20 protein-coding genes are annotated in these 23,178 nt (G+C 53.6%); 10 read left to right on the forward strand and 10 right to left on the reverse strand.

Annotated features, from left to right (window positions below):
- The first annotated feature begins 12 nt into the window (after nucleotides 1–12).
- From HALTADL_RS11710 to HALTADL_RS11725, 4 genes are all read left to right on the forward strand, one after another.
- Nucleotides 13–1,020: an N-acetylneuraminate synthase family protein gene (locus HALTADL_RS11710; protein ID WP_089673993.1), complete on the forward strand. Its 1,008-nt coding sequence runs from the start codon at nucleotides 13–15 to the stop codon at nucleotides 1,018–1,020.
- Nucleotides 1,021–1,080: 60 nt separating this feature from the next.
- Nucleotides 1,081–1,761, forward strand: coding sequence for a class I SAM-dependent methyltransferase (locus tag HALTADL_RS11715; protein WP_089673992.1), 681 nt, complete (start codon nucleotides 1,081–1,083; stop codon nucleotides 1,759–1,761).
- A gap of 126 nt (nucleotides 1,762–1,887) precedes the next feature.
- Entirely contained in the window at nucleotides 1,888–3,048 is a 1,161-nt protein-coding gene (gene neuC, locus HALTADL_RS11720) for a UDP-N-acetylglucosamine 2-epimerase (RefSeq protein ID WP_089673991.1), read from the forward strand.
- Between the two features lie 225 nt (nucleotides 3,049–3,273).
- Nucleotides 3,274–3,975 carry an acylneuraminate cytidylyltransferase family protein gene (locus HALTADL_RS11725; protein ID WP_089673990.1) on the forward strand — a complete coding sequence of 234 codons (702 nt, stop codon included), beginning with the start codon at nucleotides 3,274–3,276 and terminating at the stop codon, nucleotides 3,973–3,975.
- A gap of 303 nt (nucleotides 3,976–4,278) precedes the next feature.
- Here the strand turns inward: HALTADL_RS11725 and HALTADL_RS11730 are convergent, their stop codons facing one another.
- The 5 genes from HALTADL_RS11730 to HALTADL_RS11750 all read right to left on the reverse strand — a co-directional run bounded on the left by HALTADL_RS11730 (nucleotide 4,279) and on the right by HALTADL_RS11750 (nucleotide 9,934).
- Entirely contained in the window at nucleotides 4,279–5,217 is a 939-nt protein-coding gene (locus HALTADL_RS11730; protein ID WP_015911568.1) for a transposase, read from the reverse strand.
- Between the two features lie 96 nt (nucleotides 5,218–5,313).
- On the reverse strand, nucleotides 5,314–5,820 hold the full coding sequence (locus tag HALTADL_RS11735; protein WP_089673706.1) for an SDR family NAD(P)-dependent oxidoreductase: 507 nt from the start codon (nucleotides 5,818–5,820) through the stop codon (nucleotides 5,314–5,316).
- 80 nt (nucleotides 5,821–5,900) lie between these two features.
- Nucleotides 5,901–7,316: a hypothetical protein gene (locus HALTADL_RS11740; RefSeq protein ID WP_245708516.1), complete on the reverse strand. Its 1,416-nt coding sequence runs from the start codon at nucleotides 7,314–7,316 to the stop codon at nucleotides 5,901–5,903.
- Between the two features lie 274 nt (nucleotides 7,317–7,590).
- On the reverse strand, nucleotides 7,591–8,640 hold the full coding sequence (locus tag HALTADL_RS11745; RefSeq protein ID WP_089673707.1) for an RNA-guided endonuclease TnpB family protein: 1,050 nt from the start codon (nucleotides 8,638–8,640) through the stop codon (nucleotides 7,591–7,593).
- 100 nt (nucleotides 8,641–8,740) lie between these two features.
- Complete coding sequence (locus HALTADL_RS11750; RefSeq protein ID WP_143054189.1) at nucleotides 8,741–9,934, reverse strand: hypothetical protein; 1,194 nt, start codon at nucleotides 9,932–9,934, stop codon at nucleotides 8,741–8,743.
- 117 nt (nucleotides 9,935–10,051) lie between these two features.
- Here HALTADL_RS11750 and HALTADL_RS11755 point away from each other — a divergent pair, with 117 nt between their 5' ends.
- Nucleotides 10,052–11,182 carry a glycosyltransferase gene (locus HALTADL_RS11755; protein ID WP_089673709.1) on the forward strand — a complete coding sequence of 377 codons (1,131 nt, stop codon included), beginning with the start codon at nucleotides 10,052–10,054 and terminating at the stop codon, nucleotides 11,180–11,182.
- On the opposite strand, the gene HALTADL_RS11760 is transcribed toward HALTADL_RS11755, so the two are convergent.
- Both HALTADL_RS11760 and aglG read right to left on the reverse strand, forming a co-directional pair.
- A complete protein-coding gene (locus HALTADL_RS11760) occupies nucleotides 11,157–12,335 on the reverse strand; it encodes a glycosyltransferase (RefSeq protein ID WP_089673710.1) in 1,179 nt (392 codons plus the stop codon). The genes HALTADL_RS11755 and HALTADL_RS11760 overlap by 26 nt on opposite strands.
- Before the next feature lie 11 nt (nucleotides 12,336–12,346).
- Nucleotides 12,347–13,300: a glucosyl-dolichyl phosphate glucuronosyltransferase gene (aglG, locus tag HALTADL_RS11765; protein ID WP_089673711.1), complete on the reverse strand. Its 954-nt coding sequence runs from the start codon at nucleotides 13,298–13,300 to the stop codon at nucleotides 12,347–12,349.
- A gap of 107 nt (nucleotides 13,301–13,407) precedes the next feature.
- On the opposite strand from aglG, the gene HALTADL_RS11770 reads away from it, so the two are divergent.
- Nucleotides 13,408–16,434 (forward strand): oligosaccharyl transferase, archaeosortase A system-associated, encoded by a 3,027-nt coding sequence (locus tag HALTADL_RS11770; RefSeq protein WP_089673712.1) that lies wholly within the window; start codon nucleotides 13,408–13,410, stop codon nucleotides 16,432–16,434.
- Between the two features lie 152 nt (nucleotides 16,435–16,586).
- The gene (locus tag HALTADL_RS11775) at nucleotides 16,587–17,573 is read left to right on the forward strand and encodes a DUF368 domain-containing protein (RefSeq protein WP_100190889.1); all 987 of its coding nucleotides are present in this window, start codon (nucleotides 16,587–16,589) and stop codon (nucleotides 17,571–17,573) included.
- A gap of 38 nt (nucleotides 17,574–17,611) precedes the next feature.
- Here HALTADL_RS11775 and HALTADL_RS17045 read toward each other — a convergent pair whose 3' ends face one another.
- A complete protein-coding gene (locus tag HALTADL_RS17045) occupies nucleotides 17,612–17,767 on the reverse strand; it encodes a rubrerythrin-like domain-containing protein (RefSeq protein WP_109561565.1) in 156 nt (51 codons plus the stop codon).
- A 210-nt stretch (nucleotides 17,768–17,977) separates the two neighbouring features.
- Between HALTADL_RS17045 and HALTADL_RS17805 the strand changes: the two genes are divergently transcribed.
- Both HALTADL_RS17805 and HALTADL_RS11785 read left to right on the forward strand, forming a co-directional pair.
- On the forward strand, nucleotides 17,978–18,151 hold the full coding sequence (locus HALTADL_RS17805; protein WP_177171962.1) for an HEWD family protein: 174 nt from the start codon (nucleotides 17,978–17,980) through the stop codon (nucleotides 18,149–18,151).
- Between the two features lie 220 nt (nucleotides 18,152–18,371).
- Nucleotides 18,372–19,715 (forward strand): RNase J family beta-CASP ribonuclease, encoded by a 1,344-nt coding sequence (locus HALTADL_RS11785; RefSeq protein WP_089673714.1) that lies wholly within the window; start codon nucleotides 18,372–18,374, stop codon nucleotides 19,713–19,715.
- Nucleotides 19,716–19,771: 56 nt separating this feature from the next.
- Here the strand turns inward: HALTADL_RS11785 and HALTADL_RS11790 are convergent, their stop codons facing one another.
- Complete coding sequence (locus tag HALTADL_RS11790) at nucleotides 19,772–20,095, reverse strand: hypothetical protein (protein WP_089673715.1); 324 nt, start codon at nucleotides 20,093–20,095, stop codon at nucleotides 19,772–19,774.
- Nucleotides 20,096–20,187: 92 nt separating this feature from the next.
- Here HALTADL_RS11790 and ilvD point away from each other — a divergent pair, with 92 nt between their 5' ends.
- Nucleotides 20,188–21,933 carry a dihydroxy-acid dehydratase gene (gene ilvD, locus HALTADL_RS11795; protein ID WP_089673716.1) on the forward strand — a complete coding sequence of 582 codons (1,746 nt, stop codon included), beginning with the start codon at nucleotides 20,188–20,190 and terminating at the stop codon, nucleotides 21,931–21,933.
- 96 nt (nucleotides 21,934–22,029) lie between these two features.
- Here the strand turns inward: ilvD and HALTADL_RS11800 are convergent, their stop codons facing one another.
- Complete coding sequence (locus HALTADL_RS11800; RefSeq protein ID WP_089673717.1) at nucleotides 22,030–23,124, reverse strand: glycerol dehydrogenase; 1,095 nt, start codon at nucleotides 23,122–23,124, stop codon at nucleotides 22,030–22,032.
- Nucleotides 23,125–23,178: the final 54 nt, after the last annotated feature.

Below are 23,178 nucleotides of genomic sequence, written 5' to 3' on the forward strand. Positions count from 1 at the left end.
CAGTGGATAGTGATGGAAATCGGATCAACTAAAATAGGCTCCGGGTCCGTGTATTTTATCGCCGAAGCAGGGAGTAATCATAATGGTAATCTTGAAGTCGCAAAGCGCTTGGCGTCGGTCGCTGCTGAGGCCGGTGCAGATGCAGTCAAATTTCAGACTTTTGTCCCGGAGGAACTCATTTCAGCGCAGAGTGACGATATTGATGCTCTCCGAGAGTTGATTCTTGAAGAGGAAGAGATGCGGTTGCTCCAAGAACACACAGAAAACCTTGGTATTTCATTTTTATCGACCCCATTTGATGAGGAAAGTGTAACGACTCTTGACAATCTTGATGTTGATGCGTTCAAAATCGGTTCCGGAGATCTTGTTAACCACCCGTTGCTTGAACACGCAGCTAGTTTCAGCAGACCACTAATCGTGAGCACGGGTATGGCTAACAAAGGTGAAATCAGGGCAGCAGAAAATCATATCAAATCAATTAACCCAGATCTAAACGTTGCTTTTCTTCATTGTATTTCGGCATATCCAACAGAGATAGTTGATCTCAATCTTAGGATGATGTCTGACATTGATGAGTTAGTTGATGGCCCCGTTGGATTCTCAGACCATTCCAGAGCAGTTGAGACGCCAGGCCTTGCGGTGGCATCAGGTGCGTCTATTGTCGAAAAACATTTCACATTAAGTAGACATTTGCCGGTTCCTGATGCCGAAGTTTCTCTTGAACCAGATGAACTGGCTCAGGCAGTGGACATTGCTCGCAATGCCGCTAACGCTTTAGGGTCCAGTAAAAAACACCCGATTGAGGCAGAACGGCCAAACAAAAATGAGTTCCGTAAATCTGTACACACCACGACAGACATCCCCAGGAATACGATGATCAACGAAGATGATCTCAAGCTTATCAGACCAGCAGATGGATTGAAACCTACAGAATTGGACGCAGTGATAGGAACTAAAACACGGTCTAACCTTTCTGCCGGTGACCCGATTACGTGGGCAGATCTGTATATCAAGGAGTGAACACACTGATCATTATCGCCATTAATCAATTAGATCAACTATCAACTTCATACTTATTATATGACACGTAAAACAGACGCTCCGAAGAATATAGAACACATCATAGAAGAACGCGGATACCAACCCCGGACTGAACGTCATCGTATCGTCGTTGACTATATCCGAAAGTTCGATGATATCGAGTCTGTGCTTGATATCGGTTCTGGGCTCGGGGAGTTTCTCGAGACTGTCGACGAGGAACTAGAGAACGTAACAATGTATAGCTTAGATATGGATTTAGATCTGCTTGCTGAAACAGAACGTCACGTCAACGTTCACTCGGTCAGAGCGGATGCCCAACATCTTCCGTTCGAACCGAATTCGTTTGACCTCGTAACTGCCCTTGGCGTGATTGAACATGTGGAGAACCCATCACACTTCGTTGATGAAGTTCATCGTGTTTCACAGAAAAATGCTGTATTTATGACGCCAAATATTGGTCGACCGAACAGACTCGTTGCCGCGATGTTGGGAAAGGAAATAAATGAGTTCGACGGCCACAAACAAGGGTGGGATTATCACCTTCTCACGAAGTTCCTCGAATCGAATGGATGGAAAGTCTCCGATGTCGACGTCCGGTATGTAGACTTCCCGCTATATGATTACTTTCCACGGATCGGGAGGTGGTTAAGCTACAACGTGCTACCACGCTTTTTCAAACGTGCCGGATCAGAACTTTTTGCATTCTGTGAAAAGAAGTAGTCTTGGTATGTCAATGGGGAGTCGCGTTTGTTTTTCTCTTAGATATGTGATTCAAATGAATGTTAAAAGGTCACATTTATGATTGCCTCTGATCTACTTAACAAAGACGCGTCTTCAAAATAAATCATGAACAAAAATCTTACTGTGGTAACTGGAACTCGAGCTGAACCGGTCGCCTCTACAATCCACGCAGTTGAGTCACAAGATGATCTAACACTATCTCTCATTGCTACTGGTATGCACCTATCGCCGCAACATGGTATGACAGTCAAGGAACTGCAGGCAGATGGTTTCACTGTCGACAAAGAGATCCACATGCTCCTTGATGGTGATTCGAGTAAAGCTATGGCGAAGTCGCTCGGGATTGGAACGGCGAGTATGGCCGAAGCATTAGACAGTCTCGACACCGATATCACTGTGGTGATCGGAGACCGGGATGAAGGACTCGCTGCCGCCCTTGCCAGCGCTCACATGAACATTCCCGTTGCCCACATTCACGGAGGAGATGTGATGAGCGGGTCAACCATTGATGACAGTATCAGACATGCGATAACGAAGTTTTCACATATTCATTACCCGGCTACCGACCAGTACGCTACAAACATCGAGAAACTCGGGGAGGAACCTTGGAGAATCTTCGTCGTCGGGTCTCCAGGTTTGGACGCAATTCACACAAACGATTATACGCCTCCTGAGGAAATACTTGAGGCGCATGATCTCAATCTGTCAAAGTCACTTGCACTGGTAGTACAGCATCCCTTGACAGCGGAACCGGAAAACGCACCAGAGCAGATGCGTACGACGCTATCGGCGCTGGAATCTTTCGATGGGAACATCATTGTGATTTATCCAAACGCTGATGCTGGCGGTAAAGCGATGATTGAAACCATCGAATCGTGGGCCGCGACAATGGATGGTTCAGACCGAACTAGGACATTCAAGAGTCTCCCAAGAAAAGACTATCTTGGTCTGATGGATGCTGCAGACGTTATGATCGGAAATTCGAGTAGTGGCGTTGTTGAAGCACCTTCATTTAATCTACCTGTTGTTGATGTAGGGCCGCGTCAGACTGGCCGCATACGAGCAACCAATACTATAGCCGTCGACTACGATACAACGGAGATCGAAAACGCTATTTACACTTGCCTGACGGATGAACAATTCCGTCGTGAAGTAGTAGAGTGTTCGAATCCGTACTACTACGGCGGTGCCGGCAAAAAAATTGTATCACACCTATCAGAGACGACGATCAACGACAAACTACTCAAAAAACAAATGACGTACTGACGGATCCGAGTTAACCCTCCGATCCGGAACTCGTGGTTACTTTTGTATAGTCTTGTTTCTCGTTTTTTAATTTCTATAATTCGTGTTCTATCCGGCCACTCATATCGAAAAAGATACATAGCACACTGCAAAAACGATTGTTATGTACTCTGTACGGAATTTTATTCACCATACACAAACAAGTTCCTGTCAAGCTAAATCTAACTATATCAGAGGAATGGGACGATGACGGACAGAGTGCTCGGAGTGATCCCTTCACGGGGTGGCTCCAAACGGGTTCCAAAAAAAAACATCCGTGAGGTCAGTGATAAACCACTCATAGCTCATACGATTGACCAAGCTTCCGACGCTTCGACTTTGGATCGAACGATAGTGTCGACTGAAGATGACGAAATTGCTAAAATCGCGACCGACTATGGCGGTGATGTGCCGTTTCGGCGCCCGGATGAACTAGCGTCAGATACCGCGGAGAGTGAGGATGTCGTGATCCACGCTCTTGATTGGTTGGCTTCGCAGGGTGAACAGTATGATTATGTCTGTCTCTTACAGGTGACGACACCGTTTCGGTTGGCCGATGACATCGACACAGCCGTCACGAAATTGCGCAAAGCAGAGATGACGTCGCTTGTTAGCGTGACTACTTACGACACACCGCCAGCTTGGGCTCTCACAATGGACGATCAAGATGGACGTCTTGAAAAATCGTTTGATCATTGGACACCCGCCCGATCACAGGAAGCTCCGACGCTCTATCATCCGAACGGTGCTATTTTCGTCACTGAGGTGTCTTCGCTCAGAGACGAGCGAACATTTTATACAAAGGATACGATGGGATACGAGATGCCTTCAAGCCGCTCATTAGATATTGACGAACCAATAGACCTTGAGATTGCAAGAGCGCTCATAGAATGGAGAACTAATAGATGATATTAATTTGTTAGATGGATGGTGAAAATGACCTATTTCATCCCTCAAATAAGATCTTTCATATTAGTCATAACGGTAAAGTAATGACGCTGGATATTTATATTTAAGAAACGACTAATCAATCATGGCTAATATAATATACAAAACATCTTATCTTCCTGATTGGATTGCAGTGGCAGAAAATATGCGTTCTAAACTTGACTGGGAACCAGTCTATTGGCTAGGAATCGAACCATACAGACAAGAAGTTAAGGAGGTATTCCCAGATATAGTTTACCACACGAGGGTGTCATAGAATAGTTCTCATAGCGTGATGACGGTGCTTCCTGGATTGTCTCCGCGTTCGTCGTTGGTGATCGCAATAACGAGACGAAGGCACAGCGCGAGGAACACTTGTGCTCGTGCGTGGACGCGGCCTCGGGCGCGAACGTGCCCGAGGCCGCAGTCCTTGACGGCGTCGTTGGTTCGTTCGACTCCACTCCGGCGGTTGTACGTCTCGTCTAGCGTCGATTGCTTCAGCTGAACGTCCTCGCTGTGTTCGTCGATGCGGGCTTCGACCCTGTACTCGATGTCTTTCGGATCGTCGGTGTTTCGTGCGTTGTACGGAGCGACTGGCACGACCCCTGCGGCCAGCAGGTGGTCGTGCCAGCCGAGCGTGTCGTAGGCGCTGTCTCCAAGCATCCAGATCGGTTTCTCGACGGCGAGCGCGTCACACGTGACGCGCATCGCCGTCTCCTCTGGCGCTTGCTTGCTCTCGGTGAACTCCGCGGCAATCGGGATCTTTTGCCCGGTCGAGACGATCGTACAGCCGTAGCCGTGGTAGTACTCTTCGGCGGTTGGATCGTAGCCTTTCGACGCGTCTTGGTCGGCGGGCATCGTCCTCACGTCGGTGGAATCGATGGAGTAGGTCAAGTCGAGCAGGCCGCGGCAGGCGGCCTGCTCGACGAGGCGGTCGAAGACCTCGTCGACGACGTGTTCGAGGTCGGTGAGGAAGCGATCGACCGCGTCTCTCGACGGCGGTCGATCGAAGCCACAGCTGAGCCAGACGACCGTGTTCTGGAGTTCTCGCGTGACTGGACGGATGCCGTAGACGTTCTTGTAGTAGCAGTGCAGGAACGCTCGGAAGAGTGCTGGTGGGTGATGATCTCGTGTTCGCCCCCGGCGAGCGGGGGCGAACACATCGAATTCTTCGAGAAAGTCGAACTCAAGATGCTCGAACAACGCGAGCGTCTCGGTCGCCATTACATTGAAGAACTCGTCGATAGAAGTCTCCTCTTGCAGGATGCTGGCGCTCGTAGACACAGTTCCAACATCCTGCGTCTTCGTGTGTGACGCTTTCTATGACACCCTCTCTAACTCGTACTGTTCGGCCTGCTGCAAGGCGAGCTGTTCGGTGTATCGTTTCGAGAGCGCATACGGTGACTCGGGTGCGGTCGGTGTCTCTTCGGACACTGGAATCTCAACATCGGAGCCGTAGACGGCAGCCGACGAGGCGAGGATCACACGGTCGACACCCTCTCTACGGGCAACTTCAAGCAGTTTCGCCGTCCCCGTACAGTTCACGTCGGTCGTCCGTGCTGGGTGTTCGACACTCTCCGGAACCGAGATCGCTGCCGCGTGATGAAAGATTACATCGATACCCTCAATAGCCGTTTCGAGCGCCGCTTTGTCTCGTAGATCTCCTTCAATCAGCTCAAAGAGGTCCTCGTCTGCGGCCGCCAGATTCGACCGCCTTCCTGTCGAGAGATCGTCTAATCCCGTGACTGTCCACCCTCGTTCAAGCAGTGTGTCGACTATATGAGAGCCAATAAATCCGGCTGCACCAGTGACAAGCGCTGAGCGCATACCGGTAACTGGTGGTGACTGCCTATTGAAGACGTTGTTTCTATCAAGTACCACGATTACTACTGACTTCTAGTATGCGGCTATTTCGACTTCAGATCGGAAAGTGTATCACACATCCGACTTGTTGCGTTTGGGGAAAAATACTGTTCACGGTCGAACTGGGTGGTATGGTTTTTGAGTGCCGATACGAGTTGGTCGACTGATGAAACGAGTATTGCAGTTCCATTATCAAGAAGCGGTTGGAGCGTTTCTTCGCCTGGACAGTCGTAGAGGTAGGTTTTGAGGTCGAACTGTAACCCCTCGTAGACTGCAGTCGAGTAGACGCCGACCTGTCCACTCGACTCCGAGAACAGCCGATACAACGCTGGCTCTGAACTGTCTATCACTGTAATTTCGGTTTCTGCAAGCCATGGGTACTCTGTGCGCCATCGGTCATACTCTCCTGGATGGAGTTTGTATACAATATTGTGGTCGATATCTGGAGATTGATCGACCGCTACGGCGAATTTTGAGAGCTGTTCACCGATTAGACCTTGAGAAATAAACAGCAACTGATTTTTTGTCTCTACGTTGTCATACGTGTTGGCAAATTGCTCAAGATAAGGGTAGCCAACCGGAATGATCTGGTCGTCTGGGATCGGGAACTCAACGACATCCGTCCAGAACTCGCCGAACGTAAGCAGGTAGTCGGGAAACATCTCTTTGGTACGCGAGCCCGAGTAGGAGTAGCCTAAGTGATTCTCGTTTATCACTCCATGTTGTAACTCCGCAATTCGTACATTCTGCCGTTTACAAGCTTCAATGAACGTCTCATTACCGTAGCTCACAACGATGACTGCAAGCTCTGGATCGACTCGCTCAAGAAGTCGACGGTAAAGCGGCAACGTAGTTCGTCGAACATGTAGTGCCTCCGTGGCCTGTGAGAGTAGATCGACATCTGCATCGAACTGGTCTTCCATTGCTGAACCAGCCGCTACGAGTTGAGATCGTGCTTCCTGTGGTATCTCTGGCTCGTGTAGACCGAGCAGACGCTGGAGGGTACCACCGTACTCTATGAGGTCAAGATAGCGGAGGTTCGACGTTCGAGCTGGGCGGTAATGGTCCAACAGGTGTGGTCGTTCGAACTGCACATACTCGTGGTCACAGGCTTCATGTATCGGATCGCAGTAGAGATCCCACCAGTGGCCGTCTTCTTGTTTTTTCCTTCGATGGTGGCCGAGATATAATACATCACTCTGATCGGCAAGATATGGATTATTAATAAAAAGGTTCTTCAGAAACAAGCCACCGCCACGAATGTAATCTCGCCAATCGTTATCGACACCTGTGTGTGCCTGTCCCGTTCCGTTTTGTTGTTTGATCTGTCTGTATATGTGGAAGCGAATGCGCTCCCAAATCGGAACACTGTCTATCCTAATGTCAAACAGCGAATATTCCTGCTCAAGAGATTTGAAACGATCTGCTATCGTGTGTTTTTGCTTGTTGGTCGTTGTCATTCTGAACCTCTTTCTTCGTTTAAATAATTATTGACATCCTCCCGCGCCTAAAGACGCGGGAATCCACGAAGTGGATATTCGGGTTGCGCGTTTCCTCGGGGTACAAGTACGCTTTCGCGTGACCCGTCGAAGGTTGCCACCGAATTGTGACCGGCGGTGTGCGTTACAGCGCGTAGAGCCGTGTCAAAACGGCCTTCCTCCCCGCATACAGCGGGCGTCAACGACGGCTGGTTGTTCAGCCAGCGAGGTAGCACGGTTCGCCTCACCTGAAGTGTTAGGCCGTGCATGGTTCACCCTCCCGTTGTGCAATATTCTCCGAAGCGTTCAAGTCGGCGTGGCGTCCACGACCGCACTCCGCACACGAAAATTGGTCGCCATCACGGGTTCCCATTGAACCGCACGCCGAACATTGCTGGCTGGTATGATAAGCGTCAACTTTCTCGACACGAATACCAACGCGTTCGGCTTTGTAGGTGATGAACTGTTGGAGTTGGTGGAAATGCCACGAATGGACACCCGACCACGAACTGTTCTCGCGGATACCTTCGAGGTCCTCCATCCGAATGACGGGATTCTCGAACTGTTCCGCGAACGTGATGAGACGACGGGAGAGTTTATGATTTAGGTCGTTAATTCGACGCTGTTCTTTGTCACCCACACGGTTACGTGCGCGAAGCGCACCCGCTTCCGATAGCGAATCGCGTAGGGAACGATATTTGCGTCGAACGTACTTCGCCTCACCACCAGACACCAGCATTGACTCGTCTTCGTCGTAGGCCGTCGCGGCGAGAATGTGGCGTTCACCAATATCGACACCGATGGGTGTCTCACCCGACGTGTCGGTGTCGTACTCGATGTTGAACGTACAGTACCAGTCGTCGCCACGCCGGTAGACCTGTAGTCGGGTCTTCTTAGCGTTTCCTTCGACCAGTCGGTCTACGTGGTCGTCAATGTCGTCGTACACCTCTATCGGCGTGTACCACCATTGAGAGACGCACGGGAAGCCAACGACGACCGTACCGCTCTCGGTTGTGTCGAGTTCCCAGTTCTGGTTGTTGATAGCGAACGGCTGGCTCTCTTGATATCGAACCGCTCCGTCCTTGCTGTGGTCGGATTTCGCCTCTCGAATGGCTTGATTCTGGATGGCCGAGTAGAGGTCGTTATCGATGCTGGCTGTGGTCACGGATTTGTCGAAGTTGCCGTTCTCCCATCCGTTGATGCAGAATTGTTTGGTGTCACGGTAGAGACGTGTGGCGCGTTGCCACTCCTTCCGCCGTGAGAGGGATGGATTGTGGAACTTCGCGGTGACAGTCACCGTGACCATTACACTTGTAATTGTACGAGGTTGCTTAAGTATCTGTTGGAATATCAAGCCGTGCTATCGACAGTGGGTTGTGTCATCGATTGTCGGATTCATCCTGACCCTAAAGGGTCAGGCATTCTCCTCGATTCTCTGTAATAAGTTGACTGTGTTCACCGTTGAGGACTCCATGAATGTATTCTGTGTACAGTTCTCTTGGGTCGACAACAATGTCGTAGGTATATGGAGCCGGTCCCGGATTTGAAGTTGGCCACGTAACCGACCGGCCCGCAAGTTCCTCACCCAACTCATATCGGAGATCAGTTCCCTTATCAATCATATTCGGATCGTAGTGGCGATATAGCTCCGACCATATCTCTTCGGAGTGATACGGTGATAGTGCTGCAGCACCAGTGTAGTTCTTTGTTACCTGATGTGTAACTGACTGCCAGTTTGCGGCACGGGACTGGTGGAGGTCAAAATACGCCGTTCCTTCCTTGGCCTGATAATCCGCATGATAGCTGTAGATCGTGTCTCCTTCGGTTCCACACCAAAAAATCACCTTTCCATCGAACCGGTCGACCAGCTGCTCCAATGTCGGATACCACCGGAGATGGCGCGGATCAGTTCGCAAATCACTACAAATAAGTTTTCGCTTGAGATCAGCGTCCGTTTCCTCGTTTTGGTTGTCGTGTCTGAACACGTTCTGTACAGAAATGTCGTTTTCCTCGACGAAGTCTTTCACTATCGGATAGTTCGGTTCTGCGCTAAATACATGCCAGTTGTCGGTTACTTTTGGCGCAAGCAGCAGCAGCTGACTATCCATTCCCCCGACCCGCGCGATGTGATGGTGGTTGGGAAACTGTTTTTCAATAGTATTGATAAACTCGGTAATGTGGGTCGCAGATCGAGTTACGAACTCCGCAGGATCCGAGAGCCGAAAGGTCGGAGAAAAGTCGACTGATGAACTCGTAGCGGTGCGACGTTCAAAGGGTCGTAGTTTCGTCACACGCTTATCAATCGTTTCGATGCTATCGTCCCAATATTTTTCCGACAAAAGTCCTACAGAGCGCAGCAACTGGCCAACAACTGCGGGTGTGTGTTCGACAACGCCCGGTGGGAGCGAGGGAAGTAGTCGCTCCATGATTGGTTGCTCATCGAAAAAATTTGGAGGATCAAACGTCTCGTTCGGCTCCAATTCTCCGAGCGCAAACACAAGGTTCGACGCCGATGTCGATGCCCAGATCTCGTCGTTGACGACCGTATAATACGTGAGATACATCCCACACCCCACATCACGGAGCTCTCGTGTTTTCACTACGGCCCCTGCAGGATACTGGAGATAGAGATCGAGACTCCGTAGCGACGCTTCCATTAACCTACCCTTACTTATGAGTCAAAAAGTTCTTACGATCCGTTCGACAAGCGTGAGAGTATGGATGAAAACAGTGACATTGCCTTTTTTTTACCTTCTGCATACGGCGGCGGTGCGGAACGCGTTATCACGACTGTCGCATCCGAGCTGAGTAGTCGGGGCTACAGCGTCGACCTTCTGTTGGGCGAAACTGACGGCTCGGATGCGGATCTCCCCTCAGAGATCACAGTTCTTGGATTCGATCACTCGCGCTTGTCAGTAGCTCTCCCCTCGCTTATCAACTATCTTCAGACACAGCACCCCTCGGTGATAGTTTCGACGATCTACCTCTCAAATATTCTCGTGATGATGAGTCATTTCCTCACCCGATCAAACAGTCGACTCGTATTGAGAGTCGCAAACACACCATCGATCCATCTCTCGTCAAACTCAGCACGCCACGTTATCGGACGGAATCTGCTTCCGTTCGTCTACAGTCGAGCAGATCGGATTCTCGCTATCTCAAACGGGGTCAAAGCCGATCTTGTCGACGAATTCTCTGTCTCGTCGGAAAAAATTACAACTATATATAACCCAATTGAATTATCAATGGTCGACGAACGAGCGAACGAACCACTCACACATCGGTGGTTATCTAATTCCTACCAGACAATCGTCGGATTGGGACGGTTGACGCCACAGAAAGATTTCTCGACTCTGTTACAGTCGTTTGCAGCAGTCCACGCTGGTACTCCTAGTGCACGTCTCCTCATCTTGGGTGATGGTGAGCTTAGAGAGTCACTCCAAGCCCTCGCAGCATCACTCGGGATCAGTGATGTTGTTGAGTTTACTGGGTACGTCGATAATCCGTACAAATATCTCTCACGCGCCGATCTGTTCGTCTTATCATCAAAATGGGAGGGGTTCGGTCTCTGTATCATCGAGGCGCTTGCTTGTGGCTGCCCCGTGGTTTCGACGGACTGTCCGAACGGACCACGTGAAATCCTCGTTGATGGAGAGTACGGCCGGTTAGTTCCTGTTGGTGATGTTGAGAGGTTGTCGGCCATGATTGAAACAGAGCTTACCAAAGAACATGACGAAACAAAGCTACGTAGTCGCGCCGAGATGTTCCGTGTTGATCGCATTGTCGACGAATACGAGTCGTTACTTTTCGATTCCGATCGGATCACGGCTCAGCACACCGATTCATAACGTTGATCATTCCGTCGACCTGCTGTGTAACATTATACATTTCACAGACACGTTTGCGTGCTTCGGCAGCTAATTCTCTGTGTCGTTGTGGGTTGCTCAGGAGTGTCATGATGGTTGCCGAAAGCTGTTCACTGTCTTTCGGCTCCACTAACAAGCCATTCTTGTTGTGCTGAATGAGCTCTGGGATCCCAGAGGCAGTTGTCGATATTGGGACTGTTTTCATTGCCATTGCTTCCATAAGCGCGACAGGAATGCCATCCCTGTCACCATCGGCTGCGATGACACAGGGGAGGAGAAATGCCGATGCTTCATTTAATTCCTGAATGAGTCGTTCATCACTCACTCGACCGAGTAGCTGAACCTGCTCTGTAAGCCCATTGGAAACGATCTGTTCACGGAAGTCTGCTTCCAATGGCCCGCTGCCGATGATATGATATTCGATCTCGGGATACTGGTCAGCAACTGCTGTGATAGCATCTATGGCATATCGGATTCCTTTCTTTTCCACGAATCGTGCAACAGTAAGGAAGCGACCGTCGACAGTGGTCCCTATCGGATTGAATTTTTCGGATCGTATTCCCATCCGAACGACGTCAATAGGTGTTCCGATACCGACTGTCTCTCTGAGGTAGGTACGATTGTACTCGGATATCGTTACGATCCGATCGACACGGTCTGCAAGCGCGCGGCGTTGGGTATTTGTTCCCTCTTGAAATAGTCCGAACGCATGGGCAGTGATCGTCATTGGTATGTCAAAACCGATATAACTGAGTGAAAACTTCGGCCAATCGAAGAAATGAGTATGTATATGATCTGGAACATTTGGCAGCGATCTTATCTCTCGATTTAAGTGTCCCGCAATGTATCTTGTTCCAATTGCTTTTTTCATCGAGAGTAATTGTAACTGATTGTACCCCTCCGCAAGCTTCAGTGGTCGACTAACTGCTTGAATAGCCGACTGAACTCCCGGTGATGGTAGAAATCGTACTGTCGCATCTAGCTCAGCAAGTTCGTCATGTTTAATGATCTCTCCCGTTTTTTTCAACGCAATAATTGAGATTTCGTGTCCTCGTTGTTCCAATCCATGAATCTCATTGATAACAAAGCTTTCAGACAGCTTTGGAAATTCGTTTAGTAAATATAGAATGTGCATATTTCTGCCATTTATGCCGTCGACAACTCAGATCCATCATTAATCGAGAACTGTCTCTTAGTCAAGCCGTATAGATACCCAAATCCAACTGCAGCGGTAAACACAAATATTGCGATCAGCTGCTTCAATTGTGCGGTCGAGGGCTGTCGAACCAACCTACTGATTCGTAATGGCACGAACTCCATCATCAACCGCTTCAGATACTCGTTTTTGTCACTACTTGTTTCTGGAAGGATTTGATCCATGATCCGTTTCGAATAACCCTGCCAGAACGACCGGGAAGCCAACCAGCGAAATTCTCCCCGATAATCAAAGAGCGTATGATGAACAATTGCGTCTGTCGTATAGATAACACCGTTGCCGGTTAATTTCCGAATCCGAACACAGACCGGAGCTTCGTGAGCTTGAATATGTCGATCACCTTTTCGCCCGGTGTTTTCGTCGTAGCCGCCAACTTCTAGAAATACGTCTCGTTTATATGAAATGTTTGATCCATACGTGTTCCGCACTTCCTCCATATGTTCACCAAATCCTCGTTCGTCACAGCCGACAAGCCAGTAGAACTCTTCGGGAAAGAAGTCCGGTTTGCCAGAAACCCAGTTCGGTGCCACATGTCCACCGACGGCAACTGCATCACTCGACTCATAGACTGACACCAGCTCCGAAACCCAATCCGGCTCGGCAACCGCATCATCATCAATCATCGCAACGATCTCCCCAGATGCGAGTCTCGCCCCTTTCGTTCGTGAGTAGGAGATTCCACGGTTCTCGTCGTTATTATGTATGACGAGATTCTCATGATGACCGAAATCTTCTTGCACACGGTCAAACACCTCCGGATTACCGTCGACGACAATAACAATCTCAAGTGGCTCGTAACTCTGAGCTAACACGCTCTCGACGCACTCCGAAAACACATCGTAGCGCTCCATCGAATAGGTACAAATAACGACGGAAACGTCCATTAGCCACCGATTGCTCACTCCAGTCAATAAGGATTTCTACATACGAACCAGTTCGTTCCACCAACACTTCACAAGGCTTATTGAGTGCTTGAAACTGCTTCAACATAATGAGCAATGCAGCAGAACAGCGGAGCGAGAGTCAGACAGAGTCCGAGAACTCTGTTCTCGCGTATGCCAAGCAGTGGTATCATATTCCTGTGCTTGTGGCGTTGATGGCGTTTATGTTGGCCACGCGTCTCCGTGCACTAAGTAACTTCCAGAATGGTGGTATTACGTTCCGTGGGAACGACCCGTGGTATCATTTCCGAGAGACAACGTATCTCCTCGACAATTTCCCGTCGACAATGCCGTTCGACCCATGGACCAACTATCCATCTGGGGTAAATGCCGAGCAGTTCGGGACGCTGTTTGACCAGCTTGTGAGTGGGTTCATTCTCCTGACTAGTTTTGGTGATCCGTCCGGAGAATACGCGACCCTAATTATGCTTGTTGCCGCACCGGTCTTCTTGGTGCTTGCAGTGATTCCAACATATCTCATCGCAGCTCGCCTTGCTGGACGTGGCCCAGCACTCGCAGGAGTTGCCGTCCTTGCACTGCTCCCTGGAAGCGTGCTCAATTATACCTTGGTTGGCTTTTTCGACCACCACGCAGCAGAGGTGTTTTTCCAGACACTCGCAGTCTTGGCTTTCATTGGTGCTCTCAGTGTTGCGCAACGTGAACAGCCGATTTGGGAGTTAGTCGTCGACCGTGATTTTGAGGCTCTTCGAACTCCATTGTTCTACTCAGTTGGAGCCGGTATCGCTGCGGCTCTCTACATGTGGACTTGGCCACCAGGTGTTCTCCTTGTCGGGTTTACCGGTATCTACTTCGCTATCAAACTCACAAGCGATGTCTATCACAACCAGAGTCCGGAACCGATTGCATTTGTCGGTGCCGTCTCGATGACAGTCACTGGATTGCTTATGTTCGTTCCACTAACCAGCTTCAGTATTGGTGGATCGACAAGCTACTCTCTTCTCCAAGTAATTCTTCCACTCGGTGTGGGTCTGGGCTGTGTGTTTCTTGCATTCCTCGCTCGTCAATGGGATGCCCGTAATCTCTCTTCGTCACTGTATCCATCCGCAGTCGGTGGAATTCTTGCGGTCCTCTTTGGGACCTCTCTACTCGTTATCCCCGGTACGGTCCGTTCAATCATCAGTCAGTTCTTGAATACAGTTGGATTTAGCGCCAATGCAGGTACACGGACGATTGGAGAAGCCCAACCCTTCCTCAGCCAGGGCTCTCCGTTCAATATCATCTACTCCGAGTATGGCCTCGCATTCTTCGCTGCGCTCGCGGCCGCACTCATCATTCTCGGTCGACCACTCATCAAAAGCGACGACACTAATGACACCATCTATGTCGTCGGAAGTCTCGCGACAGTCGGACTCATCTACCTCGCCACACCAGTGCTTGATTCGATTGCTGGTTTCATCGGTCAAGAGTGGCAGGTCCTTGGCTTGATTATTGCCACGGGCTTGCTTGTCGGTGCAACGCTCCGCCATCGGTATGACGCTGCAGAACTCTACGCGCTCGTCTGGGCGGCATTCATCACCTCGGCAGCATTCACACAGGTTCGGTTCAACTACTATCTGGCTATCGTGGTCGCCGTATTCAGTGCGATCTTCATCGGTCAGGTTGTCGACGCCGTCGACATCAATGCTACCGGCGAGTCGCTCCGAGAGTCGGTTCAGAGCCTCGAAGGCTGGCAAGTGATGGCTGTGGTGGCCGTTGTCTTGATACTCACCGTCCCGCTGCTGGTTCCCTTTGCAGGGTCGGCATGGGCCACTGGTGACCGCAATGGTCCCGGTGGAGTGACCCAATGGGACGACAGCTTCCAATGGATGAGCACCGAGACGCCGCAGCCGGGCGAACTTGAAGGCGCGAACAATCCGATGGAGCTGTACGGCACCTACGAGCGTCCTGCTGACGATGACTTCGAGTATCCGGAGGGTGCCTACGGCGTCCAGTCGTGGTGGGACTACGGTCACTGGATCACGACCAACGGTGAGCGGATTCCGAACGCCAACCCATTCCAGCAGGGTGCGACTGAAGCGGCCAACTACCTGTTAGCCCCATCCGAACAGCGGGCAGCCGACGCGCTCGGCGAGAAAATGGGCGACAACGACGAGACGCGATACGTGATGGTCGACTGGCAGATGGTGTCGCCGAACTCCAAGTTCGGTGCGCCGATTGTGTTCTACGACGAGGAAGACGTAAGCCAATCCGACTTCGTCAACCAAGCCTACCCGACTGTCGAAAACGAGCAGGGCCAACAAGGGTTCCGCGCGCCGATCACGCTCCAAACCCAGCGCTACTACGACAGCCAGATGGTCCGGCTCTACAACTACCACGGGAGTGCGGCCACCCCTGATCCAACCGTGATCGAAACCGAGCCGACAACCGCTCAAACCCAGAGCGGTCAACAGGTCACGATCAATGCGTTCGATCCGAATGAGGACATCCAGACGTTCGACACACTTTCGGAGGCTGAAAGCTACGTCAACGAGACGCCCGGTGCACAGCTCGGCGGGATCGGTGCAAATCCGACAGAACGCGTCGACGCGCTCGAACACTACCGACTAGTTAAAGCCAGCCAGTCGAACGCGCTCCGTAGCTCTCGGGGCTATCAACAGCAACTGTTCCAAACAGCCCAGTCGACTAGGCTCGATATCAACGAACTCACCAGAACGACACCAAACTGGGTGAAGACCTTCGAGCGAGTTCCCGGAGCGACTGTCGAGGGAACGGGTGCAGCGCCGGGCGAAGAGGTCCGCGCAACTGTCGAGATGCAATACCCCGAAGGCAGCCAGACGTTTAGCTACACGCAGTATGCGACTGCCGACGCCAACGGTGCCTTCGAGATGACGCTGCCGTACTCCACGACGGGGTACGACGAGTTCGGTCCGGAAAACGGCTACACGAACACGAGCGTTCAGGCAACCGGCCAGTATACGTTCAGTACTAACGGTACTGCGGCCACGATTCAAACGGGTGTCTCGGAGGCACAGGTTGTCGGGGCCGACGACAGCGTGGTTACTGTCGACATCTCTGAGGCTACAACAGCGGGACAGACTATTGAAAACGGTCAGTAAGCACTGACTACTCCTGCAGTTTTCGTCGATCTGAACCACCAACAGCCCACTCAAGCGTAGCCTCTACCTACTACTCGTCGTCAGTCAGTCAACGACCACTGTCGATTGGTAAACCCGAACTACCTATGTTGTGGGACGCCCAGTAGTCGGTAATGACAACACTCCGCGAATTGACTGGGATCTATCTCCGCGGTCTCGGTATGGGTGCGGCGGATGCCGTCCCCGGCGTCTCCGGCGGCACTATCGCCCTTATAGTGGGCATCTACGAACGACTGATCAGCGCGGTCACCGCTATCCAGCCCGGTCGACTCCGAACGATCCTCGGCGGACTCCGGGCCGAAGGTCGACCCGAGGCGGTCGGCGCCCTCCGCGAAATCGACACCGGATTTCTGCTTGCGCTCGGTGCTGGGATCGCAACCGCGGTCGTCACCGTCCTCCGGCTGGTCAGCATCCTGTTGGAGACGAACCCCGTCGAAACCTACGGCTTCTTTTTCGGGCTGATCGGGGCTTCGGTGGTCGTCCTCTACAGTGCGGTCTCGCTTTCGACACGCCGTCGACAGGCCGCCGCTGGGGGTGGATTCGTCCTCGCATTTCTGCTCTCCGGCTATGCCGCAGGCACACTGGGGTCGTCGCTGCCAATCATCTTTCTCGCCGGCGCACTCGCGGTGAGTGCGATGATTCTCCCCGGGGTCTCGGGTTCGCTGCTGTTGCTCATGCTCGGGCAGTACGAGTATATGTCGACCGCGCTGAGTCGGTTTACCGATGCGCTGGTCGGGAGTCTCAGCGGCGGGCTAACCGACACGCTCGTCGAAGCGGCGGTGCCAGTAGTGACGTTCATGGCCGGCGGCGTCGTCGGACTGTTCACGTTGGCTCACAGCGTTCGGTGGGCACTCGACCGCTACCGAGAGGCCACACTCGCCTTCCTCGTGAGTCTCGTCCTCGGGGCGCTCCGAGCGCCGGTCGAACAGACAACGATAGAACTGGCCGATGCTGGCGCGGCATGGACGCCGTCGACCGTTGGGCTGTTCTGTCTGTTTGCCGTGCTGGGCGCTGGTGCGGTGCTCGTCGTCGACCGACTGGCCGGCGGGATCAAACCCAGTCCCTCACAACCCGCCGAGGGAGAGTCGGAATCAGTGTAGCTTCGGCGCCGAATCAATGACTCCGGCGGCTCGGCCGCTTACTCCCGCGGAACGGCGATGTTGTCGAGGTAACCACCACATGCCCCACAGGTCGTCAGCCGCGTTTCGCTTGTCGTTCGGGTGCTACAGTCCCGACACTCGAAGTAGTTCAACTCCGGAGCGTAGGGGTCGATATCAGCGTTATTGGGTATCATATGACAGTCTAGGCATGAGCCAACAAATAAACCTTTTTGCCACTCTCGGCTACTATATCAGACATTCAGACACACGTTTGTGGTTTAATATGGGTTGTTTAGCGCAAAAACTATTCATTTGACCAGTCCGGGAGTTCTGCGTGGGTCGTACAGTGTCGCTGTATGGCAACAAAAGTCACGTTTAAATCAGTGGACGCCTCGGTTCTCAGTATGACTGCAGCGCTTCGTCGACCGACAGACCGAACGTGTGAACGATGCGGGAGAGCCGAGCAGTGGAACGCGACAACCGACTCGTGGGAGGTTGTCGGCGATGACCCCGGCAGCGTCTACTGTATTCACGAATGGGATATCAACGGCCGGTTCGTTCCGTTCGACAGCGAGTAGTTGTCTGGCCGTCGACTCTCTTCACTTTTGGGCCACATCGCCGTGATTCACCGGCTATTTACGTCTCGGGATCAGCTATAGGAATAACCAACGCGCTGTTCCCGTAGACGACGGGTCTCCGAATCGGATCTCCCGGGCGGTGTCGTGCAGTTGTCGACCTCCTCCGTGGCTGTCTCGATTCCTCGCCGTCTCCGTGGACCAGCTCCCGTTCGGAACACCTATGGAAATAGAAATTACGACAGTTGGCGGCTACGAAGAGGTTGGTCGACAGATGACGGCAGTCCGTATGGACGATGACATCGTCATCTTCGATATGGGCCTGAACCTCTCGCAGGTACTGATTCACGACAACGTCCAGACTGAGCGCATGCACAGTCTGGATCTCATCGATATGGGCGCGATCCCCGACGACCGCGTGATGAGCGAACTCGACGGCGAGATCAAGGCCATCGTCCCGACCCACGGCCACCTCGACCACATCGGCGCGATCCCCAAACTCGCCCACCGCTACGACGCCCCCGTCGTTGCGACCCCATTCACCATCGAACTCGTCCGCGAACAGATCCGCGACGAGGACAAGTTCGACGTCCAGAATGACCTGCAGGTCATGAACGCCGGCGAGACGATGCGGATCGGCGACAAGACTGAAATGGAGTTCGTCAACGTCACCCACTCGACGATTGACGCCATCAACCCGGTCCTCCACACCCCGGAAGGAGCCATTGTCTACGGGCTTGACAAACGTATCGACCACAACCCAGTGCTCGGTGATCCGTTCGACATGAAACGGTTCCGCGAGATCGGCCGCGAGGGCGAGGGTGTCCTCTGTTATCTCGAAGACTGTACGAACGCCAACCGGAAGGGTCGGACACCTTCCGAGTCGGTTGCCCGAAAAGAGCTCCACGACACCATGCTCAGTCTCGAAGATTACGACGGCGGCATGGTTGCGACTACCTTCGCAAGCCACATCGCCCGTGTCTCCAGCCTCCTCGAATTCGCTCAAGAGATTGGCCGCAAACCGATCCTGCTGGGGCGTTCGATGGAGAAATACACCGGGACCGCAACGCATCTCGACGTCGACCTTCCTGACGACATCGAGATGTACGGTCATCGACGCGCCATCGACCAGAGCCTCAACCGCATCATGAAAGACGGCAAGGAGAACTTCCTGCCAATCGTGACGGGCCATCAGGGCGAGCCACGGGCGCTGCTGACCCGAATGGGCCGCGGCGAGACCAACTATGACTTCGACAACGGCGACAAGGTCATCTTCTCGGCCGGGATCATTCCCGAGCCGACAAACGAGGGGAACCGCTACCAGTCCGAGCGCCTCCTGAAAATGCAGGGCGCACGGATCTACGACGACATCCACGTCTCGGGCCACCTCAGCCAAGAGGGCCACTACCAGATGCTCGATGCACTCCAGCCCAAAGAGCTGATTCCGGCCCACCAGAACCTGAAAGGCCTGTCGGGCTACGTCGACACGGCCAACTCCTTTGGCTACGAGGTCGGTCGCGACCTTCACATCAGCCGGAACGGCAACATCCTCCAGCTCACCGAATAGTCGACGCTCTGCAGTCGAACCCCGATTCACCTTGTCTCACTATTTTAAAAGGGTAGCTACGCCGCGGCCTGCATCGACCACACCGCAAGCAGCCCAAGGAGGACTGCTGGAACGAGCGGCAAGGCCAAAAACGTCGCAAAGAACGTCCAGCCGAGTTGGGCTGGGGCGGTTGGGTACAGATAGATAACGCCGGGAATCACCAGAAAGCAGACGATGACGCCAGCAACGAGAATCCAGCCTTGGCTGCCGAACCCCTCGCCGTCCGGCTCGCCAGTGTAGGCTTCGGACTCCCCGGATTCGACCGTGCTTGCTTTGTCGGGCCGGTGGACGTAGCCGCCCTCGCTGTGCTCGCCGGTCGACTCGCTGGTGTCGGAACTCACTGTCTGCTTCTCCGCACTCGGCCCGCAAAGCCCTCACGGTTCGGTTCCTGCTTATCGATCATTTTTAACCCACCGGGCGGCAACTGTGTGCCATGAGTAAGCAGGAATCTCGCGAGCAGTCGGGCAAGGACCCGAATCTGCGGAGCAGCGAAGTCACCGAGGGAACCGATCAAGCTCCCTCCCGGGCGATGTTCCGGGCAATGGGCTACGACGACGAGGATCTCTCCTCGCCGATGATCGGCGTCGCCAACCCCGCCGCCGACATCACACCCTGTAACGTTCACCTCGACGACGTCGCCGAGGCGGCCTACGAGGGCGTCGACAACGGCTCCGGGATGCCAATCGAGTTCGGGACGATCACGATCTCGGATGCCGTCTCGATGGGTACCGAGGGAATGAAAGCCTCGCTCATCTCCCGAGAGATGATCGCCGATTCGGTCGAACTCGTTTCCTTTGGCGAGCGCATGGACGGCCTCGTGACCATCGGCGGCTGTGACAAGAACATGCCCGGGATGATGATGGCCTCGATCCGAACAGATCTCCCCAGCGTATTCCTCTACGGCGGTTCGATCATGCCCGGCGAACACGACGGCCGCGAGATCACCATCCAGAACGTCTTCGAAGGTGTCGGTGCGGTCGCCCAAGGCGAAATGGAAGAAGACGAACTCGACGAGATGGAGCGCCACGCCTGTCCCGGCGCTGGCTCCTGTGGTGGGATGTTCACCGCCAACACGATGGCGTCGATTTCCGAAGCCCTTGGCCTCGCACCGCTCGGCTCGGCTGCGGCCCCTGCCGAACACGACGACCGCTACGAGATCGCCCAGCGCGCCGGTGAGATCGCCGTCGACGCCGTCGAAAACGACCGTCGCCCCTCCGGCATTCTCTCGAAGAAGTCCTTCGAGAACGCCATCGCCCTGCAGGTCGCCACCGGCGGCTCGACCAATGCCGTCCTCCACCTGCTGGCGCTGGCCGCAGAAGCGGGCGTCGACCTCGATATCACGGAGTTCGACGAGATCTCCCGCCGCACCCCGAAGATCATCAACCTCCAGCCCGGCGGCACCCGCGTCATGAACGATCTGTTCGAACTCGGCGGTGTGCCGGTCGTCCTCCGCCGCCTGCTGGATGCGGACCTGATCCACGGCGACGCGATGACCGTCACCGGTCGCACGCTCGCCGAGGAACTCGCTCATCTTGAAGCCGAGGGGCTGCTTCCCGACGATGAGACGCTCGACGCCGACTATCTGTACACGGTCGACGACCCGTACTCCGAGGAGGGTGCGATCAAGATCCTCACCGGCAACCTCGCCCCCGACGGCTCGGTGCTCAAAGTCACCGGTGACGACAAGTTCCACCACGAGGGGCCAGCCCGCGTCTTCGAAAACGAGGAGGACGCGATGGCCTACGTCCAAGAGGGTCACATCGAGTCGGGTGACGTGCTCGTCATCCGCAACGAGGGTCCACGCGGCGGCCCCGGAATGCGAGAAATGCTTGGTGTCACCGCGGCGGTCGTCGGTGCAGGCCACGAGGACGACGTGGCACTACTGACCGACGGTCGGTTCTCCGGCGCGACGCGCGGCCCGATGATCGGTCACGTCGCCCCTGAGGCCAAAGACGGCGGTCCAATCGGACTCCTCGAAGACGGCGACACGGTCACTGTCGACATCCCTGAGCGCGAACTGTCGGTCGACCTCTCGGAGGACGAACTCGACTCGCGCCGCGAGGCGTGGGAGCCACGAGAACCGCAGTACACCAGCGGCGTGCTGGGAAAATACGCCCGTGACTTCGGCTCGGCCGCAAAAGGTGCGGTGACGAATCCCGGTCTGGTCGACAACGACTAGCTTTCTCCGATTTCTGTTGGCTTTTAAAATAAATCGAGTAGCCTGCCCACCACTGACGGCTGCAGTGGGTTCGTACGACCACTGTGGACTGGATGACTATCGACTGAGTCGTCGACCGATACTGTCGGCTGTTCGGATTGCATCACGAACCATCGGTGGCGTCACATCGAACGGTTCGTTGTGAATCGTCTCGTTCTCGTCACAGGCCGCCTCAGCAACAGTGTCGAGTTGGTCGCGAGTTGGATCTTCGAGCCCGACATCTACCAGTGTGGTCGGCAGCTCAATGTCGCGTGAAAACTGCACATAGTCCTCGATGTACTCGTCGTCTCGACCCTCTAAGACGAGCTGTGAGATGGTCCCGATGTTGACTTTTTCACCATGGGTTGCATCGTGTGTTGCTTCCAGTTGAGTCAAGCCATTGTGTACGGAGTGGGCCGCGGCGAGGCCGCCGCTCTCGAATCCGAGCCCACTCAGCAGCGTGTTGGCTTCGGTCACTGCCTCGACGCTTTCGGTGACCGCATCGGTTTCGACCGCGTCGACCGCAGAGACGCCATGCTGACGGAGTGTTGTGTAGCAGAGCTGGGCAAGTTGGTGTCCCGCGCGAGTTGGTTTGCCACCGCCGATTGTGTCGCCGTGCGATTGGTTCGTGGCATCTGCCTCGAACCATGTTGCGAGTCCGTCGGCGATCCCCGAGCGGAAAAATCGAGCTGGTGCAGCCGCGATGATCTCCGTATCGACGAGAACGAGGTCCGGATGTTGCTCGTAGAACCAGTACTCCTCGAACTCACCGTGCTCGCTGTACATCACTGACAGCGCGCTCGTTGGAGCGTCGGTTGAGGCGATTGTCGGCATCGAAACCATCGAGCCGCCGGTTGCTTCGCGGGCGGCTTTGGCAGTATCCATCGCTTTCCCACCGCCAGCACCGATGATGATCTCTGCGCCTCGCTCCGCGGCGACGTCTCCGACGCGGTCGACCTCCTGTTGTGAGGCTTCACCGTGGAACTCCAGCGACGAGGCATTCAATCCGGCTTCCTGCAGACTCCCGACGATGGTTTCCTCGACAATATCGAGGACGACTTCATCGGCAAGCAGGAGGGCTGTGTCTCCGAGATGTTCGGTGTGGTCGGCAATTTCTGTGGCTACGCCACGACCCTGTACGTACGCAGCGGGTGATTTGAAGACAGTTGTCATGGGTTGTTCAGTTACTGACTCCGCGCGAAACTCAATAAAGGACTATTGAGAATA

Source organism: Halohasta litchfieldiae, from assembly GCF_002788215.1.
Classification (GTDB): domain Archaea; phylum Halobacteriota; class Halobacteria; order Halobacteriales; family Haloferacaceae; genus Halohasta; species Halohasta litchfieldiae.